The organism is Novosphingobium sp. ERW19 (assembly GCF_012641315.1).
Lineage (GTDB): Bacteria > Pseudomonadota > Alphaproteobacteria > Sphingomonadales > Sphingomonadaceae > Novosphingobium.
On sequence record NZ_JABAIC010000003.1, the window covers coordinates 49,033 to 68,889 of the forward strand.

The following is a 19,857-nucleotide window of genomic DNA, read 5'->3' on the forward strand; positions in this document are numbered from 1 at the left end:
GCATCAACGCGCTTGCCGACTCCCCCCATCAGCGGCTAAGCGCGCCGTAATATCCAAGGCAGGTAGCATGAGCATCCTCGGCAAGATCTTCACATGGTGGAATGGCGCCACCGTCACCACCATGCTGTTCAGCGCACTGAATGGTGAGCAGGTGGGCACCGACGCGCAAGGAAACGCATATTTCCGCGCGAAGAAGCCCTTTCCCAAGGGCCACCCCTTTGCCGGGCGTGAACGTCGGTGGGTGATCTATAACGGCGCCAACGATGCCAGCCGCGTGCCTGCCGAATGGCATGGCTGGCTGCACGGCTCGTTTGACGGTGTGCCTGAAAGCAACCTGCCGCCTGCCCGCATCTGGGAGGCGGAGTACACTCCGAACGCCACCGGCACTGTCCAGGCCTACCGTCCGCAGGGCGCGCTGGAGCGTGGCGGCAAGCGTGCCGCCGCAACCGGCGACTACGAAGCCTGGGTTCCGGAAGCCTGATGCCATCGGACGCATCGCCGGCAACCCGGGCGCTCGTCCTTGCGGGCGTGCTCATGCTGGCCGGATGCGGCGAGAAGGCTCCTCCGCCGCCACCCGAGGCGACCGAGAGCGGTGCGGCGATTGCCACGGCTTCGGGAGCGGCGATCGAAAGCGAATTCGGCACACCGATCAAGGATCGCGTGGCAACGCTCGGCTTTCTTAACAAGCGCAACAACATCACGCAGGACGTTGTCCTCAAGAGCGGCGAATCGCGGCGGATCGGCAATGCCATCGTCAAGCTCGCCACGTGCGAGAAGACCGCGCCGTGGGAAGATCCGCCCGAGACCGGCGCTTTCGTCCAGCTGTTCGTCGAAGAGCGGGCGAGCACCGATCAGCCACTGGCCTGGCGCAAGGTGTTTTCGGGCTGGTTGTTCCGGAACGCCCCGTCGTTGAGCGTGGTCGAGCACCCCGTCTATGACGTATGGGTCAAGGACTGCGCGATGACCTTCCCCGGCGAGGAAGAGCCGGTCGCTTCGGCGCGCAGTGCGGCAAAGCCCAGCGGCAATGCCAGCGCGGCGGCTTCGCCCGATCCTGCGCCCGGTCCCGCTCGAAAGCCTGCCCCCAGTCCTTCGCCAACTGCTGCGACAAGCGCGCGACCCGCAGCAACTTCGGCCGGGGAATAAGGCCGCTGAGCCTGCGACAGCAGTTGCAGATACTGGCTTTGCGGGATCTCGATTGCACCCAGTGACGCCAGGTGAGTCGTGGTGAACTGGCAGTCGAGCAATTCCGCGCCAACCGCCCGCAGCGACGCAACCAGCCAGGCCAGTGCGACCTTCGAGGCATCGGTCTGGCGGCTGAACATCGATTCGCCACAGAACACGCGCGCGAATCCGACACCATAGAGCCCGCCGACCAGCCGTCCTTCGCTCCAGCATTCGATCGAATGAGCGTGGCCATGCTCGTGAAGCCCGATGTAGCTTTCGCGAATCCGCGCGCTGATCCAGCTTTCCTCGGCACCGGGGCGGGGCGCGGCGCAGGCGTCGATCACCGCTTCGAACGCGGCATTGCAGGTCACGGTGAACTTGCCGCGCCGCAACGTGCGGGCCAGGGATTTCGAAAGGTGGAACCCCTCAAGCGGCAGAATCGCCCGCATTCGCGGCTCCACCCAGAAGACTTCGGGATCGTCACGACTGTCCGCCATCGGGAAAATCCCGGCACGATAGGCCTTGAGCAGAAGCTCGGGCGGGATGGCATGGGGATCGTTGCGGGCCATAATCTTCAATAATGTGTTTCGGTCGGTTGCGCTCCCGCCGTCAAGTCTTTAAGGGGCCGCTCAGAGCACAGGAGTGTAGCTCAGTTGGTAGAGCATCGGTCTCCAAAACCGAGGGCCGTGGGTTCGAGTCCCTCCACTCCTGCCACTCGCCACCAAGGCGAGGTTCGGCGCCGCGAATCACCTTGAAGACAGCGCGAAGTACTGGCCGCCACTGAGCAGCCATACAGGATGCGTCAGGCCGTTTGCCGCAATCGAAAAAAGAGGCGGAACGCCTAAGCGCCCGCCCCCAGTCGTCTCACGCGTCTGGTTCGCTTGAGAGTGGCAGGATGCTAGCACCGCGACTGCGCAACGCCAGTAGCAATGTCCGATGAGCCGACGAAACCGGCACGAAAAAGGGCGAGCCGTCTCTGGCCCGCCCTTTCCATCCCGTTTTGATGCTGGGGGTTATTTGCGATGCAGGCCGCCCAACGCACCGCCGGCCACGCCGCCCTGCAGCGACCCGGCAGCGCCAGCACCGGTCTGTCCCAGGCTGCCGCCCAGCGAACCCCGGCCCGATACGGCCGCATCGACTGCGCCCGACGTCGCCACGTCGTCGATCGTGCCGGTGGCGCGGTCTTTCACGCGACCAGTCGTCCGCTCGGCCGCGCGACGGGTTTGCTCTGCGGTAGCTTCGGCCTTGCGCTTGGTGCGCTCAGCGGTTGTTGCGGCCTTGCGTTCTGCGCGATCTGCTGCCCGCGTGTCTGCGCGAACCTCGTTGCGGGTCTGGACGGTGGTTGAAACATCTCCACCGATGCCTTTCGTTGTCGCATCGCGCTGCGTGGTGGCTGTCGTGCTCACGTCTGCGCCGGCACCGGTATTGGCATTGACCGCGCCGTTGCCGGTCGAAACCTGCGCACCGGCGTTGGCCGAGCCTTCGGCCTTGGTCTGGCCGCTCTGGGCCTGCCCACTCTGGGCCTGCCCACTCTGGGCCTGCGCAGTGCCGGCCATGGCAAGAGCCACCAGCGGGAGAATGATCTTTTTCATGGTTCTCGTTCCTTTCGCCCCATCTTGCGCCCCGTTTTCGTGCAGGCGTTCAACGGGGCGCAGGTGGCTGCGTTCCTGCCCGTGGCTCGGGTCGCCCGGGGCTGGGAGCAGGCCATCCCATTACCGCACCCCATCGCTGCACTTGCCAACGGGGCCCTTGCGGACTAAATGAACGGAACTTCCGACATCGGAAAATCGCCAGCCCCTCCCGGACTTGTCCGGGGCGGCGATGACCCCTAGCCGGAAGAAACGAAATTCCACGCGGCTCCTGCCGCAGCAAGCAAGGCACCAGAGCAATGGCCAAGACCAGCCCCGGCGAGTTCTTCAATCAGGTGAAGGCCGAAGCACGCAAGGTCGTCTGGCCGACCCGCCAGGAAACCACCACCACGGCGATCTTCGTCGGCATCATGATGCTGATCCTCGCGGTGTTCTTCCTCGGCATCGACTCGCTGTTCAGCGCAGCCGTCCGCTTCCTGCTCTCGCTTGCCTGACCACCTAAAGAACCAAGAGAAACGATATGGCCCGCTGGTACATCATTCACGCCTATTCCGGTTTCGAGAACAAGGTGAAGGAAGCGATCATCTCCGAAGCCGAGCGTATCGGCCTTTCGCAGCTGGTCGAAGCGGTCGAAGTGCCGACCGAGACCGTCACTGAAGTCAAGCGCGGCAAGAAGGTCCAGGTCGAACGCAAGTTCATGCCGGGCTACGTCCTCGCCAAGCTGGCGATGAATGACGACATCTACCACCTCGTCAAGAACACCCCGAAGGTGACCGGCTTCCTCGGCACCAACAACAAGCCGCAGCCGATTTCCGACAAGGAAGCCGCCCGCTACTTCGGCGCGCGCGAGCAGGCCGCTGCCGAACCGCGCAAGAACGTCTCGGTCGATTACGAGATCGGCGATCAGGTCAAGGTCAATGCAGGCCCGTTTGCCTCGTTCAACGGCGTGGTCGAGGAACTGGACTTCGACAAGAGCCGCGTGAAGGTCTCGGTTTCGATCTTCGGCCGCGCCACCCCGGTGGAGCTGGGCTTCGAGGAAGTCGAACTGGTTCGCGGCTGATCCGCCAAGGGTTACAGGCAACACTTGCTTTTGCGGGCCGATAGTCTTATCGGCCCGCGCTTCGCTGCCTGAAAGGGTAGTGATTCCGTGCGGGAGTTCCGGTTTCCGGAGCGTTTGACCGCTCACTCTGAGGCTTTGCTCCAACAGGCGGGCCGACAGGAAGAAAGGAGGCCATCGTGGCCAAGAAGATTGAAGGCTATATCAAGCTGCAGGTTGCAGCCGGTGAAGCAAAGCCTGCTCCGCCGATCGGTCCGGCGCTGGGTCAGCGCGGCGTCAACATCATGGAATTCTGCAAGCAGTTCAACGCTGCGACGCAGGAAGTGGAAAAGGGCACCCCGTTGCCGACCGTGATCACGGTCTATGCGGACCGCTCGTTCACCTTCGTGACCAAGACCCCGCCCGCCACCTTCTTCATCAAGAAGGCCGCTGGCATCAAGTCGGGTTCGAAGACCCCGGGCAAGGCTTCGGCCGGTTCGATCAAGCGCTCGCAGCTGGCGGAAATCGCCCAGGCCAAGATGAAGGACCTGAACGCGAACGACATCGACGCCGCAACGAAGATCATTGAAGGCTCCGCGCGCGCGATGGGCCTCACCGTGGTGGAGGGCTGATTCCATGGCCAAGCAGACCAAGAAGCAGAAGGCCCTGACCACCAAGCTGGGCGACAACCAGAAGCTTTACGCAATCGATGAAGCCATCGCGCTGCTCAAGGACCTCAAGAGCGCCAAGTTCGACGAGAGCCTTGAAGTTTCGCTGAACCTCGGCGTCGATCCGCGCCACGCCGACCAGATGGTCCGCGGCATGGTCACGCTGCCCTCGGGCACCGGCAAGGACGTCAAGGTCGCCGTTTTCGCCCGTGGCGACAAGGCTGAAGCCGCTCTCGCCGCTGGTGCCGACAAGGTTGGCGCCGAAGACCTGCTCGAGGACATGCAGAACGGCAACCTCGACTATGGCCGCGTGATCGCGACGCCCGACATGATGGGCATCGTCGGCCGCCTCGGAAAGGTGCTGGGCCCCAAGGGCCTGATGCCGAACCCGAAGCTTGGCACCGTCACGCCGAACGTCGCCGATGCGGTCAAGGCTGCCAAGAGCGGTCAGATCGAATTCCGCGTCGAAAAGGCCGGCATCATTCACGGTGGCATCGGCAAGCTCTCGTTCTCGGACGAAGCGCTGCGCGCCAACTTCGACGCTTTCGTCGATGCGGTCGTCAAGGCCAAGCCCGCTGGCGCCAAGGGCAAGTACGTCCGCAAGGTCGGCCTGTCCTCGTCGATGGGCCCTGGCCTCAAGATCGACGTTGCCCAGGTTCACGGCGGCTGATCTTCAACGATCGAAGCCAATAAAAAAGAAGGCCGGGGAGGGAAACCTCTCCGGCCCTTTTTCTGCCAGCGCCACTCGTCTAGGAGCGGCGGATGCCCGATCCCGAACTCGCCAAGAACCCGGTCACCGTTGCCCGCCTGCAAGTGGAAGCGATCATTCCGCCCGAAAAGCGCGGGCCCGGCTGGGATCGCCACTGGCGTGAACTCGAAGCCTATGCCGACGCCGCCATGGAAGGCGCGATTGGCGACTGGACGGTCAGCCCGGATCGAACTCGAGGCTGACCCGAAAGCCGGGGTTGGCACTCTGCGCGCAGATCGAGGCGCCAAGGCCACGCGCCATGGCCTTGACCAGTCGCTGCCCAAGGCCGGTGCCCTTGGTCTCGGCGTTCTCGCCAAACCCCGCACCATCGTCTTCCACGGTCAGGCGAACGCGGCCATCCGCGCTGGTCGACAGGATGATCCGCACTTCGCCCGCGCAGTCCGCGCCGTAGGCGTACTTGCACGCATTTGCCACGAGTTCGCAAATGATGATGCCAAGCGTGACCGCCTTGTCCGTCTGCAATTCCATCGGTTCGGCCCGGGCCACGACGGTGCGCGGCGCGTGTGGCGACGTCCAGGTCTCGGTCAGATCGCGGGCGAGATTGGCGAGATATTCGTCCAGCGCCACGCTCTCGACATTGCCGGTGGCATAGAGGTGGCGGTTGACGTGCGCGATGGCGCCGATGCGCTGTTGCGAGGCCAGCAGCGCGTTGCGCGCCTCGCCTTCGGGCAGGACCGAGGCCTGCATGTTGATGAAGCTCATCGTCATCTGCAGGTTGTTGGCGACGCGATGGTTGACCTCGCGCAGCAGGGCGCCGAGCCGCTCGTTGCTGGCGATCAGGTCACGCTCGGCCTGTTCCTTGGCGCGGCGCAACCGCACTCTGTCGAGTGACTGCGCGAAGGCCGAGCGCAGCAGCTCGATAAAGTCCTCGCCGATCGACTTGACCATATAGTCGTCAGCACCAGCGCGCAAGGCCGCTGCGGCAAGGCGGCCATCATCGGCCCCGGTAACGTAGACGACGGGCGGGCACGAGGGCAGCTCGAGCAGCCGCTCAAGCGTCTGCAACCCGTCCATGCCCGGCATGTGGTGATCCACCGCGATCACGTCGAAATCTTCGCCCTGCGCCGCCGCAAGGCCCTCGTGCCCGTCGGGTGCCAGCGTGATCTCGAAGCCCAGCGTGCCGAGGCGACGTTGCACCAGACGGCGCAGCGCCGGATCGTCATCGATATAAAGGAGGCGGACGGGTTCCGCGCTCAATGGGCCTCCTCGGCGTCCGGCACCTGGATGACCGAGAGGAACAGGCCGAGCTGGCGGATCGCCTCGGCGAAGTTCTCGTAGTTGACCGGCTTGGTGATATAGACGTTGCAGCCCATGTCGTAGCAACGCTGGATCTCCACCTTGTCGTCTGTCGTGGTCAGCACCACCACCGGCGTGCGCCGCAGATGCGGATCGCTCTTGATCTTGGACAGGATGTCGATCCCGCTCATGTCCGGCAGGTTGAGGTCGAGCAGGACAAGGGCGGGGCCATTGTGTGCCGGGCCGTGCGGATCGTTCCACAGGTAGTCGAGCGCGCTGGTGCCATCGGTGAAATGATGGATCATGTTCGAGATACCGGCGCGGCGGATGTTCTTTTCGATCAGCCGGGCATGACCTTCGTCATCCTCGACCATGACGATGTTGACGGCGAGTTGATCAGGCATCGGCTACTCCGGATTGAAACTTGATCGGCAGGCTGACCGTGAAGGTCGAACCTTGTCCTTCTTCTGATGATACTTCGACCAGCCCGCCCAAGCGATAGGCCAGCGCGCGTACATGGGCGAGACCGATGCCTTCGCCCGGCTGGTCCTGCATGCCCGATCGACGGAACAGATCGAAGATGCGCTCGTGATCACGGGCGGATATGCCACGGCCGTTGTCGGTCACCGTGATGATGGCGCGGCCGTGCGCAGTGCTGCCGGCAATGCGGATCTCGCCGGGGCGGCCCGGTTGCAGGTACTTCAGCGCATTCTCGATCAGGTTCGACAGGATCTGTTCGATCGCCAGCCGGTCCGTTTCGACCACGGGCAGTTCGCCCAGTTCCACGCGCGTTTCGGTCTCGTCGATGCGGTGCTGCAGGGACTCGACGATGGATTGAACCACATCGGCAATGGCCACGCGCGCCGGGGCAAGGGTACGGCGGCCCTCGCGCGAGAGGCGCAGGATCGCGTTGATCAGCCGGTCCATCTTCTGCGTCGACGAGCGGATGAAGCCGATGGATTCGGGCAGGTCTTCCTCCACCGCCAGACGCACCTGTTGCGGCACTTCCTCGCCGTCCTTCAGCACGTGTTCGCCGATGACCTTGCGCGCCGCATCAAGCTCCGCGGTAAAGCCCATGACGTTGACCAGCGGCGAGCGCAGGTCATGGCTGACGATGTAGGCGAAGCGCTGGATTTCGGCGTTGGCGCGCTGCAATTCGGCCGTACGCTCGTCGACCAGCGATTCGAGCTCCTGATTGAGCAGGTGGAGTTCACGCCGGTTGCCGTCGATCTCGGCAATGTTGCGACGGATGATCTGAACCGCCGCAATGGCGACACCGATCACCAGCGCGGCGCAAAGCGACAGCATTGCCGAAAGCAGGGTGCGGGTTTTGTCCTGCGCCTGGTTCCGCTCGCGCAGTAGCTTGTCCTCGCGAGCCAGCATCTCGTCGACGTAAGCGCGGATGTAGCGGATGGCGGCAACGGTCTCGTCGCTGTCGAGCGATTCCACCTTGAGAATGCCCAGCTTGGCTTCCGCCTCGGTGGTGCGCGCCTGTCTGGAATAACTGTCGAAAGCTTTGCGCAAGCCCTCGACCGACCGGACTTGCGACGAGTTGTCCAGTACCAGAGCCTCGAGCCGCGTCAGTTCGGCATTCGCGTCGGCGATGGCCTTCTCGGCGATGGTCGTGAAAGTTGTCTCGGTGGGTGCAATGATGATCCCGCGCCGGGCCGTCTCGGTCCGCTCGGCGTGGCGGACAAAGCGATTGAGCGAGGCTTCCACGTCCAGCGTGTGCTCCACCCAGTAGGCATCGGTCTCTGCCTGCCTCTGCACGATGACCACGGCGGCAACCGCCGCAACCACGGCGGCGAAGCCGATTGCGAGCAGCAGCAGGATAAGCCGGTTGTTCCCCGCATCGCGCGAGAAAGCGTAGGTCGGCGTCGTCGGCATCGTAAGGTTGTACTCCCGTCGACGCAGGAAATCCTCAGGCCGCCATTGCGTTCCCGTCTTGCGTAAAGAAAAGTTACTGGATGTTTTCCTTCGTATAGCACTCGATAACCAGGCTGATCAGTTCGCCCTGCGCCGTGCGCAGCCGGGCCTGGTGCGAGAGGATTGTCCCTTGTGGGCACTGTTCCATCGCCCCACGCGTCTGCGCCAGGCGTTCACGCTGGAAGCGGAGCGGCGCCACGACTTTTCCGAACGGCGTATCGGTCGTGACCAGCGTGTGGTTCATGTCGGGCGTCAGGCGTGACGGGACATACCAGTTGTGCGCTACCGACAGCGTTCTCTCGCCGCAGACCAGCCGCACATGACGGTAGGCCACTGGCTCGTCGCGGGAAATCTCGAGGTTTTGGCGGATTATGGCCGAGACCGGTGAAGCAGCAGGATCGGACAAGGCACGGATCACGGGAGGTTCGGCAAGCCGCCGCCGTTCACACCACTGGCCGAGTGCCGCCGTAGCGCTGTCGTTTGCGGCCAGCGTGCGTTCGAAGTCATTCAGGGCCGGGGAGCATCCCGTAAGCGCTGGCAGCAGGGCCAGCAGCAGGCGATCAAGGCGCGGGCGGCGCATCGGGCGCAACAACGGTCACGCGCCGGGCCGACAGGATTTTCACCGGCTTTGCCAGGATCTGGCCGCGCATGATCCCTTCGCCCTCGGTCTCCGAGATCGGTGCCGCGAAGATTGCCTTCACCACGTCCATGCCTTCAACAACCTGGCCGAATGCGGCATATCCTGCCTTGGCCTCGGGATCTGTCGAGTCCGGCTGGGCATCCAGTCCCGGTTGGTCCGATACCATGATCGAAAAGTCGCCGGTTGCCGTGCCCGGTGCATAGCGGGCCATCGAAAGCGTGCCGGCCTTGTGCAGGATGCCGGTCACATTGGTCGGCTCATGCGCGATTGCCGGCAGGTTGCGCTTCGGGTCGCCGCGCGTTCCGGCCTGGATCAGGCCGTTGGGCTGCTCTCCCCAGTTGAGATGCATCGCGCGGTAGAACACCGTGCCATCGAAGCGCTTCGTCTCGGCATAGCGGACAAAGTTCGTCGCGGATGCGGGCGCGCGCTTCACGTCGACTTCGACGACGATTCGCCCGGCCTCGGTCTCCAGCGCCACACGGACCGTGTCGGGCAGGGGAGCGGTTGACGGTGCGGGATAGGCCGGCGCTGCCGGGCGCGGGGCGGGCGCGCGCTTCTTTACCGGCGCGGCGGCAACCAGAGCGAAGGCGATCGGCGCCAGCAGGGCAAGACGACGGGTCAGCACGATCTCAGATGCCCCCGGCAACCGGGAAGCGGCCGATTGCGGCCAGCCCCTCTTCCAGCGCATGGGCGCAGGCCTTGAGCGTCGCGTCGCTGACCGAACGGATCACGAAGTTCGCCCCGGTCTTGCCTTCCCGGAAGAACGGGTAGCTGCCGATCTGCACGCCATCGAACGCCTTTTCCGTTTCGCGCAAAAGGTCGGCGATCTCGCTTTCGGCGACCCAGCAGCCGACCGTTGTCGAGAGCAGCGGCAAACCGCCTTCGAGCTGACCGGTCAGGCCATCGAGCATCTGTGCGGTTATGCCCGGCACGCCCGCCATCAGGAACACGTTGCCCACGCGGATGCCGGGGGCGCCGGAAACGCGGTTCTCGATCAGGTCCGCGCCGGCAGGGACGCGGGCCATGCGCAGGCGCGCATCGTTCAGGCCACCGCGCGTGGCGTAGTAGTTTTCCAGGATCGCCCGGGCCTTGGGGTGGATCACCACGTCCACGCCCAGCGCCGCCGCTACTGCATCCACCGTGATATCGTCGTGCGTCGGGCCGATGCCGCCAGTGGTGAAGAGGTAGTCGTTGCGGGTGCGCAGGGCGTTGACCGCCTCGATGATGGCCACCATGTCGTCCGCCACGACGCGAACCTCGCGCAGGCGGATGCCCTGGACGCCGAGCCAGGTCGCCACCTGGGCGATGTTCTTGTCCTGCGTGCGGCCGGACAGGATTTCGTCACCCACGACAATCAGCGCGGCGGTCCAGATGCGGGATTCGTCAGTCATCGCGCGATTGGTATCGCAAGGGACGCTCCCGCAAAAGCGCTTATTCCGCTGCCGCCATGTGCGCTTTGTGCGCGGTTGCCGGGCGTGGATGGCCGAATTGCAGCACACCGTCCTCGATCGGGTCATCGCGCATCCACGCCACGTCGCGCACGTAATCCTGGTTCAATCGCCAGCGCATGTCGCTTGCCGACTTGGGCAGGAGATGGCGCGCGCGTTCGATATAGCCCGAGGAGAAATCGTAGATGTTGTCCTCGTCCAGATGGTGGTTGGGCGCCAGCTTCGGTACGGCAACTTCCATCCCGCGCGCCTTCATCGCGTTGAGCACGTCACAGATATAGCGCGCGTTGATATCGGCCCGCAGCGTCCACGAAGCGTTGAGATAGCCAAACACCGCCGCAAGGTTCGGCACGTTCGAGAACATCGCGCCCTTGTAGTAATAGCGGTCGGCGAAATCGACCGGCATGCCGTCCACGCTGATCGCGATCTTGCCGGCCATGACCATCTTGAGGCCGGTTGCCGTAACGATCACGTCGGCATCGAGATGCTTGCCCGATTGCAGCTGGATGCCGGTCGCATCGAAACGCTCGATCCGGTCGGTCACCACGCTGGCCTTGCCCGCCTTGATCGCCTCGAACAGGTCGGCGTCGGGCACCAGGCACAGCCGCTGCTCCCACGGATTGTAGGGCGGCGTGAAGGCCTTTTCGTCGTACTTGTCGCCCAGCAACGACTTCAGCCGCTTGGTCAGGAAAGCGGCAACCTTGTCCGGCCGGGTGCGTGCTCGCTTGAAGAACAGGTTCTGCAGCTTGACGTTCTTGAACCGGGTGATCCGGTACGCGGTCTCCTCGGGCAGGAACTTGCGCAGGAAATTGGCGATCGCGTCCTTGGCTGGCCGGGTGACGTACCATGTCGGCGTGCGCTGCAGCATCGTGACGTGCGCGGCCTTGTCCGCCATTGACGGCACGATCGTCACCGCGGTCGCGCCCGATCCGATGACGACGACCCGCTTGCCCGCGTAGTCGAGGTTCTCCGGCCAGAACTGCGGGTGGACGATCTCGCCCTTGAAGTCCTCGCGCCCCTCGAAATGCGCCTCGTAAGGCTTGTCGTAATCGTAGTAGCCCGATCCCAGGTAGAGCCAGCCCGCCGTCACCCGGCTGCGCTGCCCGTCCTTGCCTTCCAGGGTCACCACCCAGTACCCGGCGGCACTGTCGAAATCGGCGCTCACCACCTTGCTGTCAAAGCGGATGTGGCGGCGGATGTCGCGCTCGTCGGCAATCCGGTTCAGATAGTCGAGGATCGACGGACCGTCAGCGATCGACTTTTCGTGTTTCCATGGCTCGAACACGAAGCCCAGCGTGTGCATGTCCGAATCGGAACGCACGCCGGGGTACCGGAACAGATCCCACGTGCCGCCGATCTGCGACCGGCGCTCCACGATCGTGAACGAGCGGTCGGGGCAGAGCATTTTCATGTGCGCTGCCATGCCGATACCGGAAATTCCGGCGCCGACGATCAGCACGTCTGTATCCGGCTTGCCGGCCGTAAAGGTGGACTGCTCTGCACCCACGATCGCTCTCCATCGTTTCTATTTACAGAAATGTTAGCACACTTGCGCGCGATTGCCAGTGGCGCCCGACTTTGCCACTCATGTCGGCATGACCGTTATCGCCGCCCGCCGCTACAGCAATGGCATCGCTCACGATGAAGCCCTTGAACTGACCGGCGCTTGCGTGGCCGAGCTTGCGCCTCACAGCTTTGACTGGATCGGCCTGTGCGAACCGGACGCGGCGGAGATGGATCTCGTGCGCCGTCAGTATGGCCTGCACCCTCTCGCCGTCGAGGACGCCCTCAATCCCCGCCAGCTGCCCAAGGTCGAGGTTTACGGCAAGACGCTGTTCGTGGTCGCCCGCACCGCCGAACTGCAGGAAGGCGAGGAAATCGGCTATGGCCAGACAGCCTTCTTCGTCGGCCCTCATTTTCTCATCACCGTGCGCTTCGGCAGCACCCGGCCGCACGTGACTCTGCGCGCCGAAATCGAGGCGCAGGGCGACAGGCTTTCCGAAGGGCCGGACTACATTCTCCACGCCGTGCTCGACTTCATCGTCGATGGCTACCTGCCCTTGCTCGAACGCCTCGAGGAGATCGCGCAGGAGATGGAAGAAGCCGCCATCGACGTGTTTCCCGAGCAGTCGGTCATCCGCCGCATCTTCCGCCTGCGCCGCCAGTTGCGCCGGTTCGAGCGGGTGATCGGGCCGATGGAGGAGGTTTGCGAACGCCTGGTGGTGGCTGATCTTCCCTGCATCGATCCCGCCGCGCGGATCTGGTTTCGCGATGTGCTCGATCATGTCCGTCGGGCCATGGCGCGGATGCGGGGCTTGAAGGAAACGCTTGCGGCCATTGTCGAAACCGCCAGCCTGCTCGAACAGCACCGGCAGGGAGAGATGACCCGCCAACTGGCTGCCTGGGCCGCCATCCTCGCCGTGCCCACCGCCATTGCCGGCATCTACGGCATGAACTTCGAATACCTGCCCGAGCTGAAGTGGCGTTATGGCTACTTTGCGGTGTGGGGCGTGATCATCACCATCTGCGGCGGCCTGTGGTTGCGCTTCAGGCGGATCGGCTGGCTCTGATCGTGTGGACAAGCACGCGCTTTCCGATTGTTACCGCACTATGACTGGCCTAGTGCGCGCACAGGAGGAGACGAGTCGTTTCCCCTGGTGCGTGCGGCAATTCGGGAAGCTTATCGATGTTCGGCTGGTTCCAGCGTCTCCTGCCCAAGTCGGGCGATTTCTTCGGCATGTTCGAACGCCATGCGGCAGCCTGCGTCGACGCGGCTGATGCCCTTGCCAGGCTGACGCGCGCCCAAGGCGATTCCGCGCAGTGGGTCGGCAAGATCCGCGACCGCGAGCATGCCGCCGATGACGTGATCCGCGAAGTGCTGTTCACCGTGCGCCGCACCTTTCTCACGCCATTCGATCGCGGGGCCATCACTTCGCTGATCGGCGCGATGGATGACACCATCGACGAGATGCAGGCTGCCGCATCGGCCATCGAGCTTTACGAAATCGTCGGCTTCGAGCCGGAGATGCAGGCGATGGCCGACAAGATCGTCGAAGCCGTCGGCCTCATCGCCGAAGCCATGCCGCTGCTCCGCGATATCGAGCGCAACGGCGGCCGCCTTCATGCACTGACCGAACGCATCGTCAAGCTGGAGGGCGAGGTCGACCTGATCCACCAGGCAGGCCTCAAGGCCAATTTCCAGCGCCACCGCGCCGATGGCGATCACATCGCCTTCATCGTCTCGCGCGAGATCTTCAAGCACCTCGAAAAGATCGCTGACGCCTTCGAAGACGTCGCGAACGAGATCGACGCGCTGGTCATCGACCACGCCTGACGGCGCGGGACAGGAGCTGATCCGATGCACGAGCTCGCCTTTCCGCTGCTGGTCGGCCTGATTGCGCTGGCGCTGGCCTTCGATTTTCTGAACGGCCTGCACGATGCGGCGAATTCCATCGCCACCGTCGTCTCGACGCGCCTGCTGTCGCCGGTCGCCGCCGTCATCTTTGCTGCGGCAGGAAACTTCGGTGCCTACTGGCTGGTCGGCCTCCATGTCGCCGACACTATCGGCAAAGGCATCATCGACAAGGACATCGTTACGCCTGCGGTCGTGTTCGGTGCGCTGATCGGGGCGATGTTCTGGAATATTGTCACCTGGATCAAGGGCATCCCGTCGTCATCGAGCCACGCGCTGATCGGCGGCCTGCTCGGCGCGGGCGTGATGCATGGCGGCTTCGACGCAATCGAATCCAAGAAGACGATCGAGACCTTCGTCGCCATCTTCATGTCGCCGATGATCGGCATGGCGCTGGCCATGTTCTTCGTGCTGATCACCAGCTGGCTGTTCAAGAGCTTCCAGCCGCGCCGCGCCGAAGGCGTGTTCAAGGGGCTGCACCTGCTGTCGTCGGCGGCTTATTCGATCAGCCATGGCGGCAACGATGCGCAGAAGACGATGGGCATCATCACCGTGCTGCTCTACTCGACGGGCTATCTGAAGGGTGAATTCCACATTCCCGAATGGGTCGTGCTGTCGTGCTATGCAGCCATCTCACTGGGCACGATGTCGGGCGGCTGGAAGATCATCAAGACGATGGGCACCAAGATTACCCGGCTCAACCACCACACCGGTTTCTGCGCTTCTTCGGCGGGGTCGATCGTGGTGTTCGGGGCGAGCGCGCTGGGCATCCCGGTTTCGACGACCCACGCCATCACCGGCAGCGTCATCGGCACCGGCGCTGCCCGCCGCGCCAGCGCCGTCCGCTGGGGCGTGGCGCAGCGCGTGGTCATGGCATGGTTTATCACGATCCCGGCCAGCGCCACCGTCAGCGCCGCCTTTTACCTGCTCACCCGCCTGTTCTGATCTTACTGCCCCACCGTCACCGCCGTCGCGGGCGGCGGCGGCTTGCAGAACAGCGGCACGCGCTTGAGCCACAGCTTGAGCGCTTCCCAGTGAATGCCTGAAGTTACCTTGAGAGTTGCCAGAGGGTAGCCCAGCGCCGCCCGCAGAAGAGCGGCGTCGGTCAGTTCACGACGCCGCGCGGTATGGACTGCGGCAAGCACCGGCCCTTTTGCGTCGGAGACAGTGATCCCGATCCCGAGCCGCTCGCCCGGCGGCTGCACGCGGAAGGCATAGTCCAGATCCATCGGCAGGAACGGCGATACATGGAACCGCTTCGCCACCGACTGGTGCAGTGTGCCGCCATGCTTTGCCGCGATCACATAGTTGTGCCGCTCGCCGAAGGTGTTGGAGACCTCGTAGATCACGGCGCGCAAGGTCCCGTCGGCGCCGTGGCAGAACCATGTGCTCAACGGATTGAAGGCATATCCCAGCATGCGCGGCATCGTCAGCAGCACGATGCGGCCGCCGTCCGGTTCGATGCCGGCTTCGCGCAGCAGCCGTTCGGCGTGCGGGCGCAGCGCGCTGCCGTCGCCGATATCGCGGTCATGGAAGGAAAACAGGTTGAACCGCCCGCGCGAGAACAGCCGCAGCCGCGCCGCAAGGTCGTCGATCCGGTCGATGTCGAGCGCCATGTGCAGCACGCGATAGCGCAGCACGTGGATGCAGGGCCGCAATCGCCGGTGCAGCACATGCCCGAGATACAGCGCCCCGTCGTCCATCACGCCATTTCCGGCACGCGCGCCTGATGCGTCACATGGATGCGCCCGGATTCGTCCGCGACGTTCCAGGGCCGCCGCACGCCGCCCAGCTGCTCGGCCACGGCAAGGCCCGATTGCAGCCCGTCCTCATGGAATCCCGCCCCGAACCACGCGCCGCAGAACCATGTGCGGCGCCGGCCCTGCAACGACCACAACTGCTTCTGTGCAAGGCCGGCGGCCACGTCGAATACCGGGTGATCATAGGCCTCGCGCCGGATCACCAGTGCCGGATCAGGCTCGTCCAGCGGATTGAGCGTGACGAACAGGTCCTTGTCGGTCGGCAGGTGCTGCAGCCGGTTCATCCAGTAGGTCACCGATAGTTGGTGCTGTTCCGCCCCCCGCTGCGCCGCATAGTTCCACGCCGACCACACCTTGCGGCGCCGCGGCATGAGCCGCGCATCGGCATGGAGCACGGCTTCGTTATGGCGATAGGGAAAGGCCCCGAGCAGGCGCCGCTCGTCGTCGTCGGCATCGCCCAGCATGGCCAGTGACTGGTCGGCATGGGTGGCGAGCACGACCTGGTCGAACCGCTCCCAGCCACACCCGCCATCTATCAGAACACCATCGGGCAGGCGCCGTATCCGTTGCACCGGCGAAGACAGCCGCACGCGCTCGATGAACGGTGCGCTGATGCGCTTCACGTATTCGCGGCTCCCGCCATCGACCGTGCGCCAGCGCGGCCGTTCGCGGAACTGCAGCAGTCCGTGGTTCTCGAAAAAGCGCACGAAGGCTGCCGCCGGATGGTGCGGAATATCGCGCACCGGGGTAGACCAGATCGCCGCCGCCATCGGATAGAGATGATCGTCGCGAAACGCCGGCCCGCAGCCCAGCCCGTCCAGATAGGCGCCAAGCCCGAGTTCGCCCATCTCCGGCAGGTCGCGGGGTGCAGCCTTGTAGAAGCGCACCAGGTCTCGCAGCATCGACCAGAAGCGCGGGGACACAAGGTTCCGCCGCTGTGCGAATAATCCGCGCAAGTCGCCCGAATACTCCAACCGCCCCTGGTCCAGCGTGACGGCAAAGCTCATCACCGTCTCGCGCGTGGGCACGCCCAGATGCGCAAACAGCGCCGTCAGGTTGGGGTAGGTCCGCTCGTTGTAGACGATGAACCCGGTGTCCACCGGCACGCCATCGGCCTCGACCGTGTTGCTGTGCCCGCCAAGCCGGTCCGCCGCCTCGAACAGCGTCACGCGGTGCCGTTGCGATAACAGCCACGCAGCCGAAAGGCCGGAGATTCCGCTCCCCACCACGGCAATATCGAGCGCGCCCCCCGGCGCACCACTCTCTGTTATCACACCATGACCCCCATAGGCACCGCGACACGAAGCGCCGTGACCTTACCTGTCCGTTTCCCGTTATAGACCGCTCCCGTGGTGACAGGTTGACACAAGTCACACCCCAATGGCTAGTTACCTGTCGTGAGCCTCCTTGCCCCGCTGATCTCGCTCGTTGAGCGCGCCCCGCTGCCCGATGCGCTGACCCGCGCCGGCGTGTCCTTCATGTGCGAGAAGCGCCGCCGCGCCCTCCATCGCGATCGGCCGGCCGATGCCCTGTTTGCCGCGTGGATGGCGCAGCGGCCCGTTGCCGAACACACCGATGCCGCCAACGAACAGCACTATGAACTGCCGCCGCGCTTCTTCGAACTGAGCCTTGGGCCCAACGCCAAGTATTCCTGCTGCCTCTATCCCACCGGCAAAGAGACGCTTGAACAGGCCGAACTTGCCGCCCTTACGGCGACGGTCGAACACGCCGCGCTGGAGGACGGCCAGCACATCCTCGAACTCGGCTGCGGCTGGGGTTCGCTCAGCCTCTTCATGGCCGCGCGCTTCCCCAATGCGCGCATCACCGCCGTCTCGAATTCACGGCCGCAGGGCGAGCACATTCGTGCCAAGGCGGCAGCGCGCGGCCTCACCAACCTGACCGTGCTTACCGCCGACATGAACGCATTTGCGCCCGATGGGCAGTTCGACCGCGTCGTCTCGGTCGAGATGTTCGAACACATGGCCAACTGGCGCGAACTGCTCGGCCGGGTGAAGGCATGGCTCCGCCCCGATGGCCGCCTGTTCCTCCACGTCTTCAGCCACCGCCAATATCCCTACCGCTTCGACACGGCCGACAAGTCGAGCTGGATCGCGCAGTATTTCTTCACCGGCGGCATCATGCCCAGCCACGCCCTCATCGGCCAGTTCGCCGATCTGTTTGCGCTGGAGCGCGAATGGTGGTGGGACGGCTCGCACTACGAGAAGACCGCGCGCGACTGGCTTGCGCTGTTCGACGCCAAGGCGGCCGAGATCGAGCCGGTGCTGCGCCTGGTCTATGGCAAGGATACGCCCTTGTGGATGCGCCGCTGGCGCTTGTTCTACCTCGCCACGGCGGGCCTGTTCGGCCATCGCGGCGGCAGGGAATGGGGCGTCAGCCACTGGCTGCTGAGGCCGGCGTAAAAAAAGGCACTTGGCAAGCGCGGCTCCAGCGGCAAGACTGGTTGCGATAGAAACTTGCTCAGGGAGCCTTCCAGACATGACTGTCCGCTCGCGCGTCGCCACCGGCGTCGCCGCCATTGCGCTTTGCGCCACTGCTGCCCCTGTTCTTGCCGGCCCCGCCGAAGACCGGCTGATCGCCCAGCTGCTCGATGAAGGCCTCAACCGCTCCGATGCAATGGAAACGGCGTCCGAGCTGATGGACCGCATCGGCCCGCGTCTCACCAACTCGGAAAACCACCGCAAGGCCGAAGACTGGGCAGCGGCAAAGTTCGCGTCCTACGGCCTCAAGAACATTCACCGCGAACCCTTCGAATTCGGGCTTGGCTGGAACCTCAAGTCCTATTCCGCCACGATGACGAGCCCGCGCAGCCTCCCGCTGACCGTCCTGCCGGTGGCATGGTCACCCGCCACGAACGGCACGATCACCGCCCCGGTCGTGGTCGCACCGATGAGCAAGGTCGAGAATTTTGACGCATGGAAGGGCAAGCTCGCTGGCAAGATCGTCCTCGTCAGCCTCCCGGGCGAGAGCAGCGAGTCCAAGGACCCGATGTTCGAACGCCTCTCGGGCGAGGATATCGGCAAGCTCGACAAGTATACCCTGCCGCGCCACGATCCCGAAGGCCTCGCCATGCAGGTGGCGCGCCGCGGCTTTGCCCGCAAGCTTTCGGAATTCCTCAAGGCCGAAGGCGCGCTGGCGATGGTCAAGATGACCTACCGCGACGGCAAGCTGGTCCACGGCGAGGGCTATGATTTTGTGCCCGGCCAGACGCTTGCCGTACCCGCGATGGACATGGCGCAGGAGGATTATCGCCGCCTCGTCCGCCTCGCCAAGACCGGCGCCGCCCCCCAGCTTTCCCTGTCGATCGATGCCAGCTTCGATGACAAGGACCTGATGGCCGACAACGTCATCGCCGAAATCCCCGGCACCGATCCCAAGGCCGGCTACGTCATGGCCGGCGCCCACTTCGACAGCTGGATTGCCGGCGATGGCGCAGCAGACAACGGCGCCGGCAGCGTTGCGGTAATCGAAGCCGCGCGTCTGCTCGCCAAGTCGGGCGTCCGGCCGAAGCGGACCATCCGCTTTGCCCTGTGGAGCGGGGAAGAGCAGGGCCTGCTGGGCTCAAAGGCCTATATCGAACGACACTTGGCCTCGCGTCCGGTCGATCCCGCGCTCAAGGGGATCGACAGCTACTCGGCCTGGCGCAATGCCTACCCGATCACGCCCAAGCCCGGCTATGCCGATCTCAAGGCCTATTTCAACATGGACAACGGCTCGGGCAAGTTCCGCGGCATCTATGCCGAGGGCAATGTCGCGGCCGCGCCGATCCTGCGCGAATGGCTCGGCCCGTTCAATTCGCTCGGCGCCGACAAGGTGGTGATGAGCAAGACCGGTGGCACCGATCACGTCTATCTTCAGGCGATCGGCCTGCCCGGTTACCAGTTCATCCAGGACCCGCTCGATTACGAAAGCCGTGTCCACCATTCGAGTGTCGACACGCTCGATCACATGCGCGCCGACGACATGCGCCAGGCCTCGGTGGTCCTTGCCGGCATGCTGCTGCAGGCGGCGATGAGCGACAAGGAACTGCCGCGCTCGCCGCTGCCGACCAAGCCTGACGCCACCGATCCGTTCAAGGTGCAGGACCCCAACCAGTAAGACGTGCCGCCCCGCTTCGTCCCTTGGCTGTAATGGCTAACGGGAAGGGGCGGGGCCTTACGCATTTCCCCGGAGTTCCCCGGCTGGAAATGC

The 19,857-nt window shown here is 64.4% G+C and carries 22 protein-coding genes, 1 tRNA gene and 1 pseudogene; 13 read left to right on the top strand and 11 right to left on the bottom strand.

Annotated elements, in window-relative coordinates:
- The first annotated feature begins 67 nt into the window (after positions 1–67).
- Together HGI46_RS06145 and HGI46_RS06150 are read left to right on the top strand one after the other, a co-directional pair.
- A complete protein-coding gene (locus HGI46_RS06145) occupies positions 68–481 on the top strand; it encodes an NADH:ubiquinone oxidoreductase subunit NDUFA12 (protein ID WP_118073194.1) in 414 nt (137 codons plus the stop codon).
- A 53-nt stretch (positions 482–534) separates the two neighbouring features.
- Positions 535–897, top strand: a pseudogene (locus tag HGI46_RS06150) (DUF2155 domain-containing protein); the annotation flags it as partial.
- Between the two features lie 35 nt (positions 898–932).
- Here HGI46_RS06150 and aat read toward each other — a convergent pair.
- Complete coding sequence (aat, locus tag HGI46_RS06155) at positions 933–1,733, bottom strand: leucyl/phenylalanyl-tRNA--protein transferase (RefSeq protein ID WP_118073195.1); 801 nt, start codon at positions 1,731–1,733, stop codon at positions 933–935.
- A 69-nt stretch (positions 1,734–1,802) separates the two neighbouring features.
- Between aat and HGI46_RS06160 the strand changes: the two genes are divergently transcribed.
- Positions 1,803–1,878: transfer RNA gene (locus HGI46_RS06160), tRNA-Trp, on the top strand.
- A 299-nt stretch (positions 1,879–2,177) separates the two neighbouring features.
- Here the strand turns inward: HGI46_RS06160 and HGI46_RS22075 are convergent.
- Entirely contained in the window at positions 2,178–2,756 is a 579-nt protein-coding gene (locus HGI46_RS22075; RefSeq protein ID WP_240946617.1) for a hypothetical protein, read from the bottom strand.
- Between the two features lie 296 nt (positions 2,757–3,052).
- On the opposite strand from HGI46_RS22075, the gene secE reads away from it, so the two are divergent.
- The 5 genes from secE to HGI46_RS06190 all read left to right on the top strand — a co-directional run bounded on the left by secE (position 3,053) and on the right by HGI46_RS06190 (position 5,408).
- Positions 3,053–3,247 (top strand): preprotein translocase subunit SecE, encoded by a 195-nt coding sequence (gene secE / locus HGI46_RS06170; protein WP_118073197.1) that lies wholly within the window; start codon positions 3,053–3,055, stop codon positions 3,245–3,247.
- A 26-nt stretch (positions 3,248–3,273) separates the two neighbouring features.
- A complete protein-coding gene (nusG, locus tag HGI46_RS06175) occupies positions 3,274–3,813 on the top strand; it encodes a transcription termination/antitermination protein NusG (RefSeq protein ID WP_039331850.1) in 540 nt (179 codons plus the stop codon).
- Positions 3,814–3,989: 176 nt separating this feature from the next.
- A complete protein-coding gene (gene rplK / locus HGI46_RS06180) occupies positions 3,990–4,421 on the top strand; it encodes a 50S ribosomal protein L11 (protein ID WP_039331852.1) in 432 nt (143 codons plus the stop codon).
- Positions 4,422–4,425: 4 nt separating this feature from the next.
- The gene (gene rplA, locus HGI46_RS06185) at positions 4,426–5,127 is read left to right on the top strand and encodes a 50S ribosomal protein L1 (RefSeq protein ID WP_118073198.1); all 702 of its coding nucleotides are present in this window, start codon (positions 4,426–4,428) and stop codon (positions 5,125–5,127) included.
- A gap of 92 nt (positions 5,128–5,219) precedes the next feature.
- Entirely contained in the window at positions 5,220–5,408 is a 189-nt protein-coding gene (locus HGI46_RS06190) for a hypothetical protein (RefSeq protein WP_118073199.1), read from the top strand.
- On the opposite strand, the gene HGI46_RS06195 is transcribed toward HGI46_RS06190, so the two are convergent.
- The 7 genes from HGI46_RS06195 to HGI46_RS06225 form a co-directional block, all read right to left on the bottom strand.
- Entirely contained in the window at positions 5,383–6,423 is a 1,041-nt protein-coding gene (locus tag HGI46_RS06195; RefSeq protein ID WP_168903529.1) for a response regulator, read from the bottom strand. The genes HGI46_RS06190 and HGI46_RS06195 overlap by 26 nt on opposite strands.
- Positions 6,420–6,866 carry a response regulator gene (locus HGI46_RS06200; protein WP_118073201.1) on the bottom strand — a complete coding sequence of 149 codons (447 nt, stop codon included), beginning with the start codon at positions 6,864–6,866 and terminating at the stop codon, positions 6,420–6,422. The genes HGI46_RS06195 and HGI46_RS06200 overlap by 4 nt, the downstream gene beginning before the upstream one ends.
- The gene (locus HGI46_RS06205) at positions 6,859–8,349 is read right to left on the bottom strand and encodes an ATP-binding protein (protein ID WP_168903530.1); all 1,491 of its coding nucleotides are present in this window, start codon (positions 8,347–8,349) and stop codon (positions 6,859–6,861) included. Before HGI46_RS06205 ends, HGI46_RS06200 begins: the two co-directional genes overlap by 8 nt.
- A 73-nt stretch (positions 8,350–8,422) precedes the next feature.
- Entirely contained in the window at positions 8,423–8,968 is a 546-nt protein-coding gene (locus HGI46_RS06210; RefSeq protein WP_168903531.1) for a hypothetical protein, read from the bottom strand.
- Positions 8,949–9,674, bottom strand: a complete 726-nt coding sequence (locus tag HGI46_RS06215; RefSeq protein WP_240946618.1) for a peptidylprolyl isomerase — start codon at positions 9,672–9,674, stop codon at positions 8,949–8,951. The genes HGI46_RS06210 and HGI46_RS06215 overlap by 20 nt, the downstream gene beginning before the upstream one ends.
- Positions 9,658–10,419, bottom strand: coding sequence for a molybdopterin-binding protein (locus HGI46_RS06220; RefSeq protein ID WP_168903533.1), 762 nt, complete (start codon positions 10,417–10,419; stop codon positions 9,658–9,660). The genes HGI46_RS06215 and HGI46_RS06220 overlap by 17 nt, the downstream gene beginning before the upstream one ends.
- A 40-nt stretch (positions 10,420–10,459) precedes the next feature.
- Complete coding sequence (locus HGI46_RS06225) at positions 10,460–11,983, bottom strand: NAD(P)/FAD-dependent oxidoreductase (protein WP_118073206.1); 1,524 nt, start codon at positions 11,981–11,983, stop codon at positions 10,460–10,462.
- Between the two features lie 88 nt (positions 11,984–12,071).
- On the opposite strand from HGI46_RS06225, the gene HGI46_RS06230 reads away from it, so the two are divergent.
- From HGI46_RS06230 to HGI46_RS06240, 3 genes are all read left to right on the top strand, one after another.
- A complete protein-coding gene (locus HGI46_RS06230; RefSeq protein WP_168903820.1) occupies positions 12,072–13,046 on the top strand; it encodes a magnesium and cobalt transport protein CorA in 975 nt (324 codons plus the stop codon).
- Between the two features lie 116 nt (positions 13,047–13,162).
- A complete protein-coding gene (locus HGI46_RS06235) occupies positions 13,163–13,810 on the top strand; it encodes a DUF47 family protein (RefSeq protein WP_118073207.1) in 648 nt (215 codons plus the stop codon).
- 24 nt (positions 13,811–13,834) lie between these two features.
- Entirely contained in the window at positions 13,835–14,833 is a 999-nt protein-coding gene (locus HGI46_RS06240) for an inorganic phosphate transporter (RefSeq protein ID WP_118073208.1), read from the top strand.
- 2 nt (positions 14,834–14,835) lie between these two features.
- Here the strand turns inward: HGI46_RS06240 and HGI46_RS06245 are convergent, their stop codons facing one another.
- Both HGI46_RS06245 and HGI46_RS06250 read right to left on the bottom strand, forming a co-directional pair.
- Complete coding sequence (locus HGI46_RS06245) at positions 14,836–15,591, bottom strand: DUF1365 family protein (RefSeq protein WP_168903534.1); 756 nt, start codon at positions 15,589–15,591, stop codon at positions 14,836–14,838.
- Positions 15,591–16,922: an NAD(P)/FAD-dependent oxidoreductase gene (locus HGI46_RS06250; protein WP_168903535.1), complete on the bottom strand. Its 1,332-nt coding sequence runs from the start codon at positions 16,920–16,922 to the stop codon at positions 15,591–15,593. The genes HGI46_RS06245 and HGI46_RS06250 overlap by 1 nt, the downstream gene beginning before the upstream one ends.
- A 123-nt stretch (positions 16,923–17,045) precedes the next feature.
- Here HGI46_RS06250 and HGI46_RS06255 point away from each other — a divergent pair, with 123 nt between their 5' ends.
- The gene (locus tag HGI46_RS06255; protein WP_346766682.1) at positions 17,046–18,068 is read left to right on the top strand and encodes a cyclopropane-fatty-acyl-phospholipid synthase family protein; all 1,023 of its coding nucleotides are present in this window, start codon (positions 17,046–17,048) and stop codon (positions 18,066–18,068) included.
- 76 nt (positions 18,069–18,144) lie between these two features.
- Positions 18,145–19,764, top strand: a complete 1,620-nt coding sequence (locus tag HGI46_RS06260) for a M20/M25/M40 family metallo-hydrolase (protein WP_168903536.1) — start codon at positions 18,145–18,147, stop codon at positions 19,762–19,764.
- Positions 19,765–19,857: the final 93 nt, after the last annotated feature.

Coding starts and splice junctions, on each gene's coding strand:
- HGI46_RS06145 (WP_118073194.1), top strand. CDS start 68: ATGAGCATCCTCGGCAAGATCTTCACATGGTGGAATGGCGCCACCGTC.
- aat (WP_118073195.1), bottom strand. CDS start 1,733: ATGGCCCGCAACGATCCCCATGCCATCCCGCCCGAGCTTCTGCTCAAG.
- HGI46_RS22075 (WP_240946617.1), bottom strand. CDS start 2,756: ATGAAAAAGATCATTCTCCCGCTGGTGGCTCTTGCCATGGCCGGCACT.
- secE (WP_118073197.1), top strand. CDS start 3,053: ATGGCCAAGACCAGCCCCGGCGAGTTCTTCAATCAGGTGAAGGCCGAA.
- nusG (WP_039331850.1), top strand. CDS start 3,274: ATGGCCCGCTGGTACATCATTCACGCCTATTCCGGTTTCGAGAACAAG.
- rplA (WP_118073198.1), top strand. CDS start 4,426: ATGGCCAAGCAGACCAAGAAGCAGAAGGCCCTGACCACCAAGCTGGGC.
- HGI46_RS06190 (WP_118073199.1), top strand. CDS start 5,220: ATGCCCGATCCCGAACTCGCCAAGAACCCGGTCACCGTTGCCCGCCTG.
- HGI46_RS06200 (WP_118073201.1), bottom strand. CDS start 6,866: ATGCCTGATCAACTCGCCGTCAACATCGTCATGGTCGAGGATGACGAA.
- HGI46_RS06205 (WP_168903530.1), bottom strand. CDS start 8,349: ATGCCGACGACGCCGACCTACGCTTTCTCGCGCGATGCGGGGAACAAC.
- HGI46_RS06210 (WP_168903531.1), bottom strand. CDS start 8,968: ATGCGCCGCCCGCGCCTTGATCGCCTGCTGCTGGCCCTGCTGCCAGCG.
- HGI46_RS06220 (WP_168903533.1), bottom strand. CDS start 10,419: ATGACTGACGAATCCCGCATCTGGACCGCCGCGCTGATTGTCGTGGGT.
- HGI46_RS06230 (WP_168903820.1), top strand. CDS start 12,072: ATGACCGTTATCGCCGCCCGCCGCTACAGCAATGGCATCGCTCACGAT.
- HGI46_RS06235 (WP_118073207.1), top strand. CDS start 13,163: ATGTTCGGCTGGTTCCAGCGTCTCCTGCCCAAGTCGGGCGATTTCTTC.
- HGI46_RS06240 (WP_118073208.1), top strand. CDS start 13,835: ATGCACGAGCTCGCCTTTCCGCTGCTGGTCGGCCTGATTGCGCTGGCG.
- HGI46_RS06245 (WP_168903534.1), bottom strand. CDS start 15,591: ATGGACGACGGGGCGCTGTATCTCGGGCATGTGCTGCACCGGCGATTG.
- HGI46_RS06260 (WP_168903536.1), top strand. CDS start 18,145: ATGACTGTCCGCTCGCGCGTCGCCACCGGCGTCGCCGCCATTGCGCTT.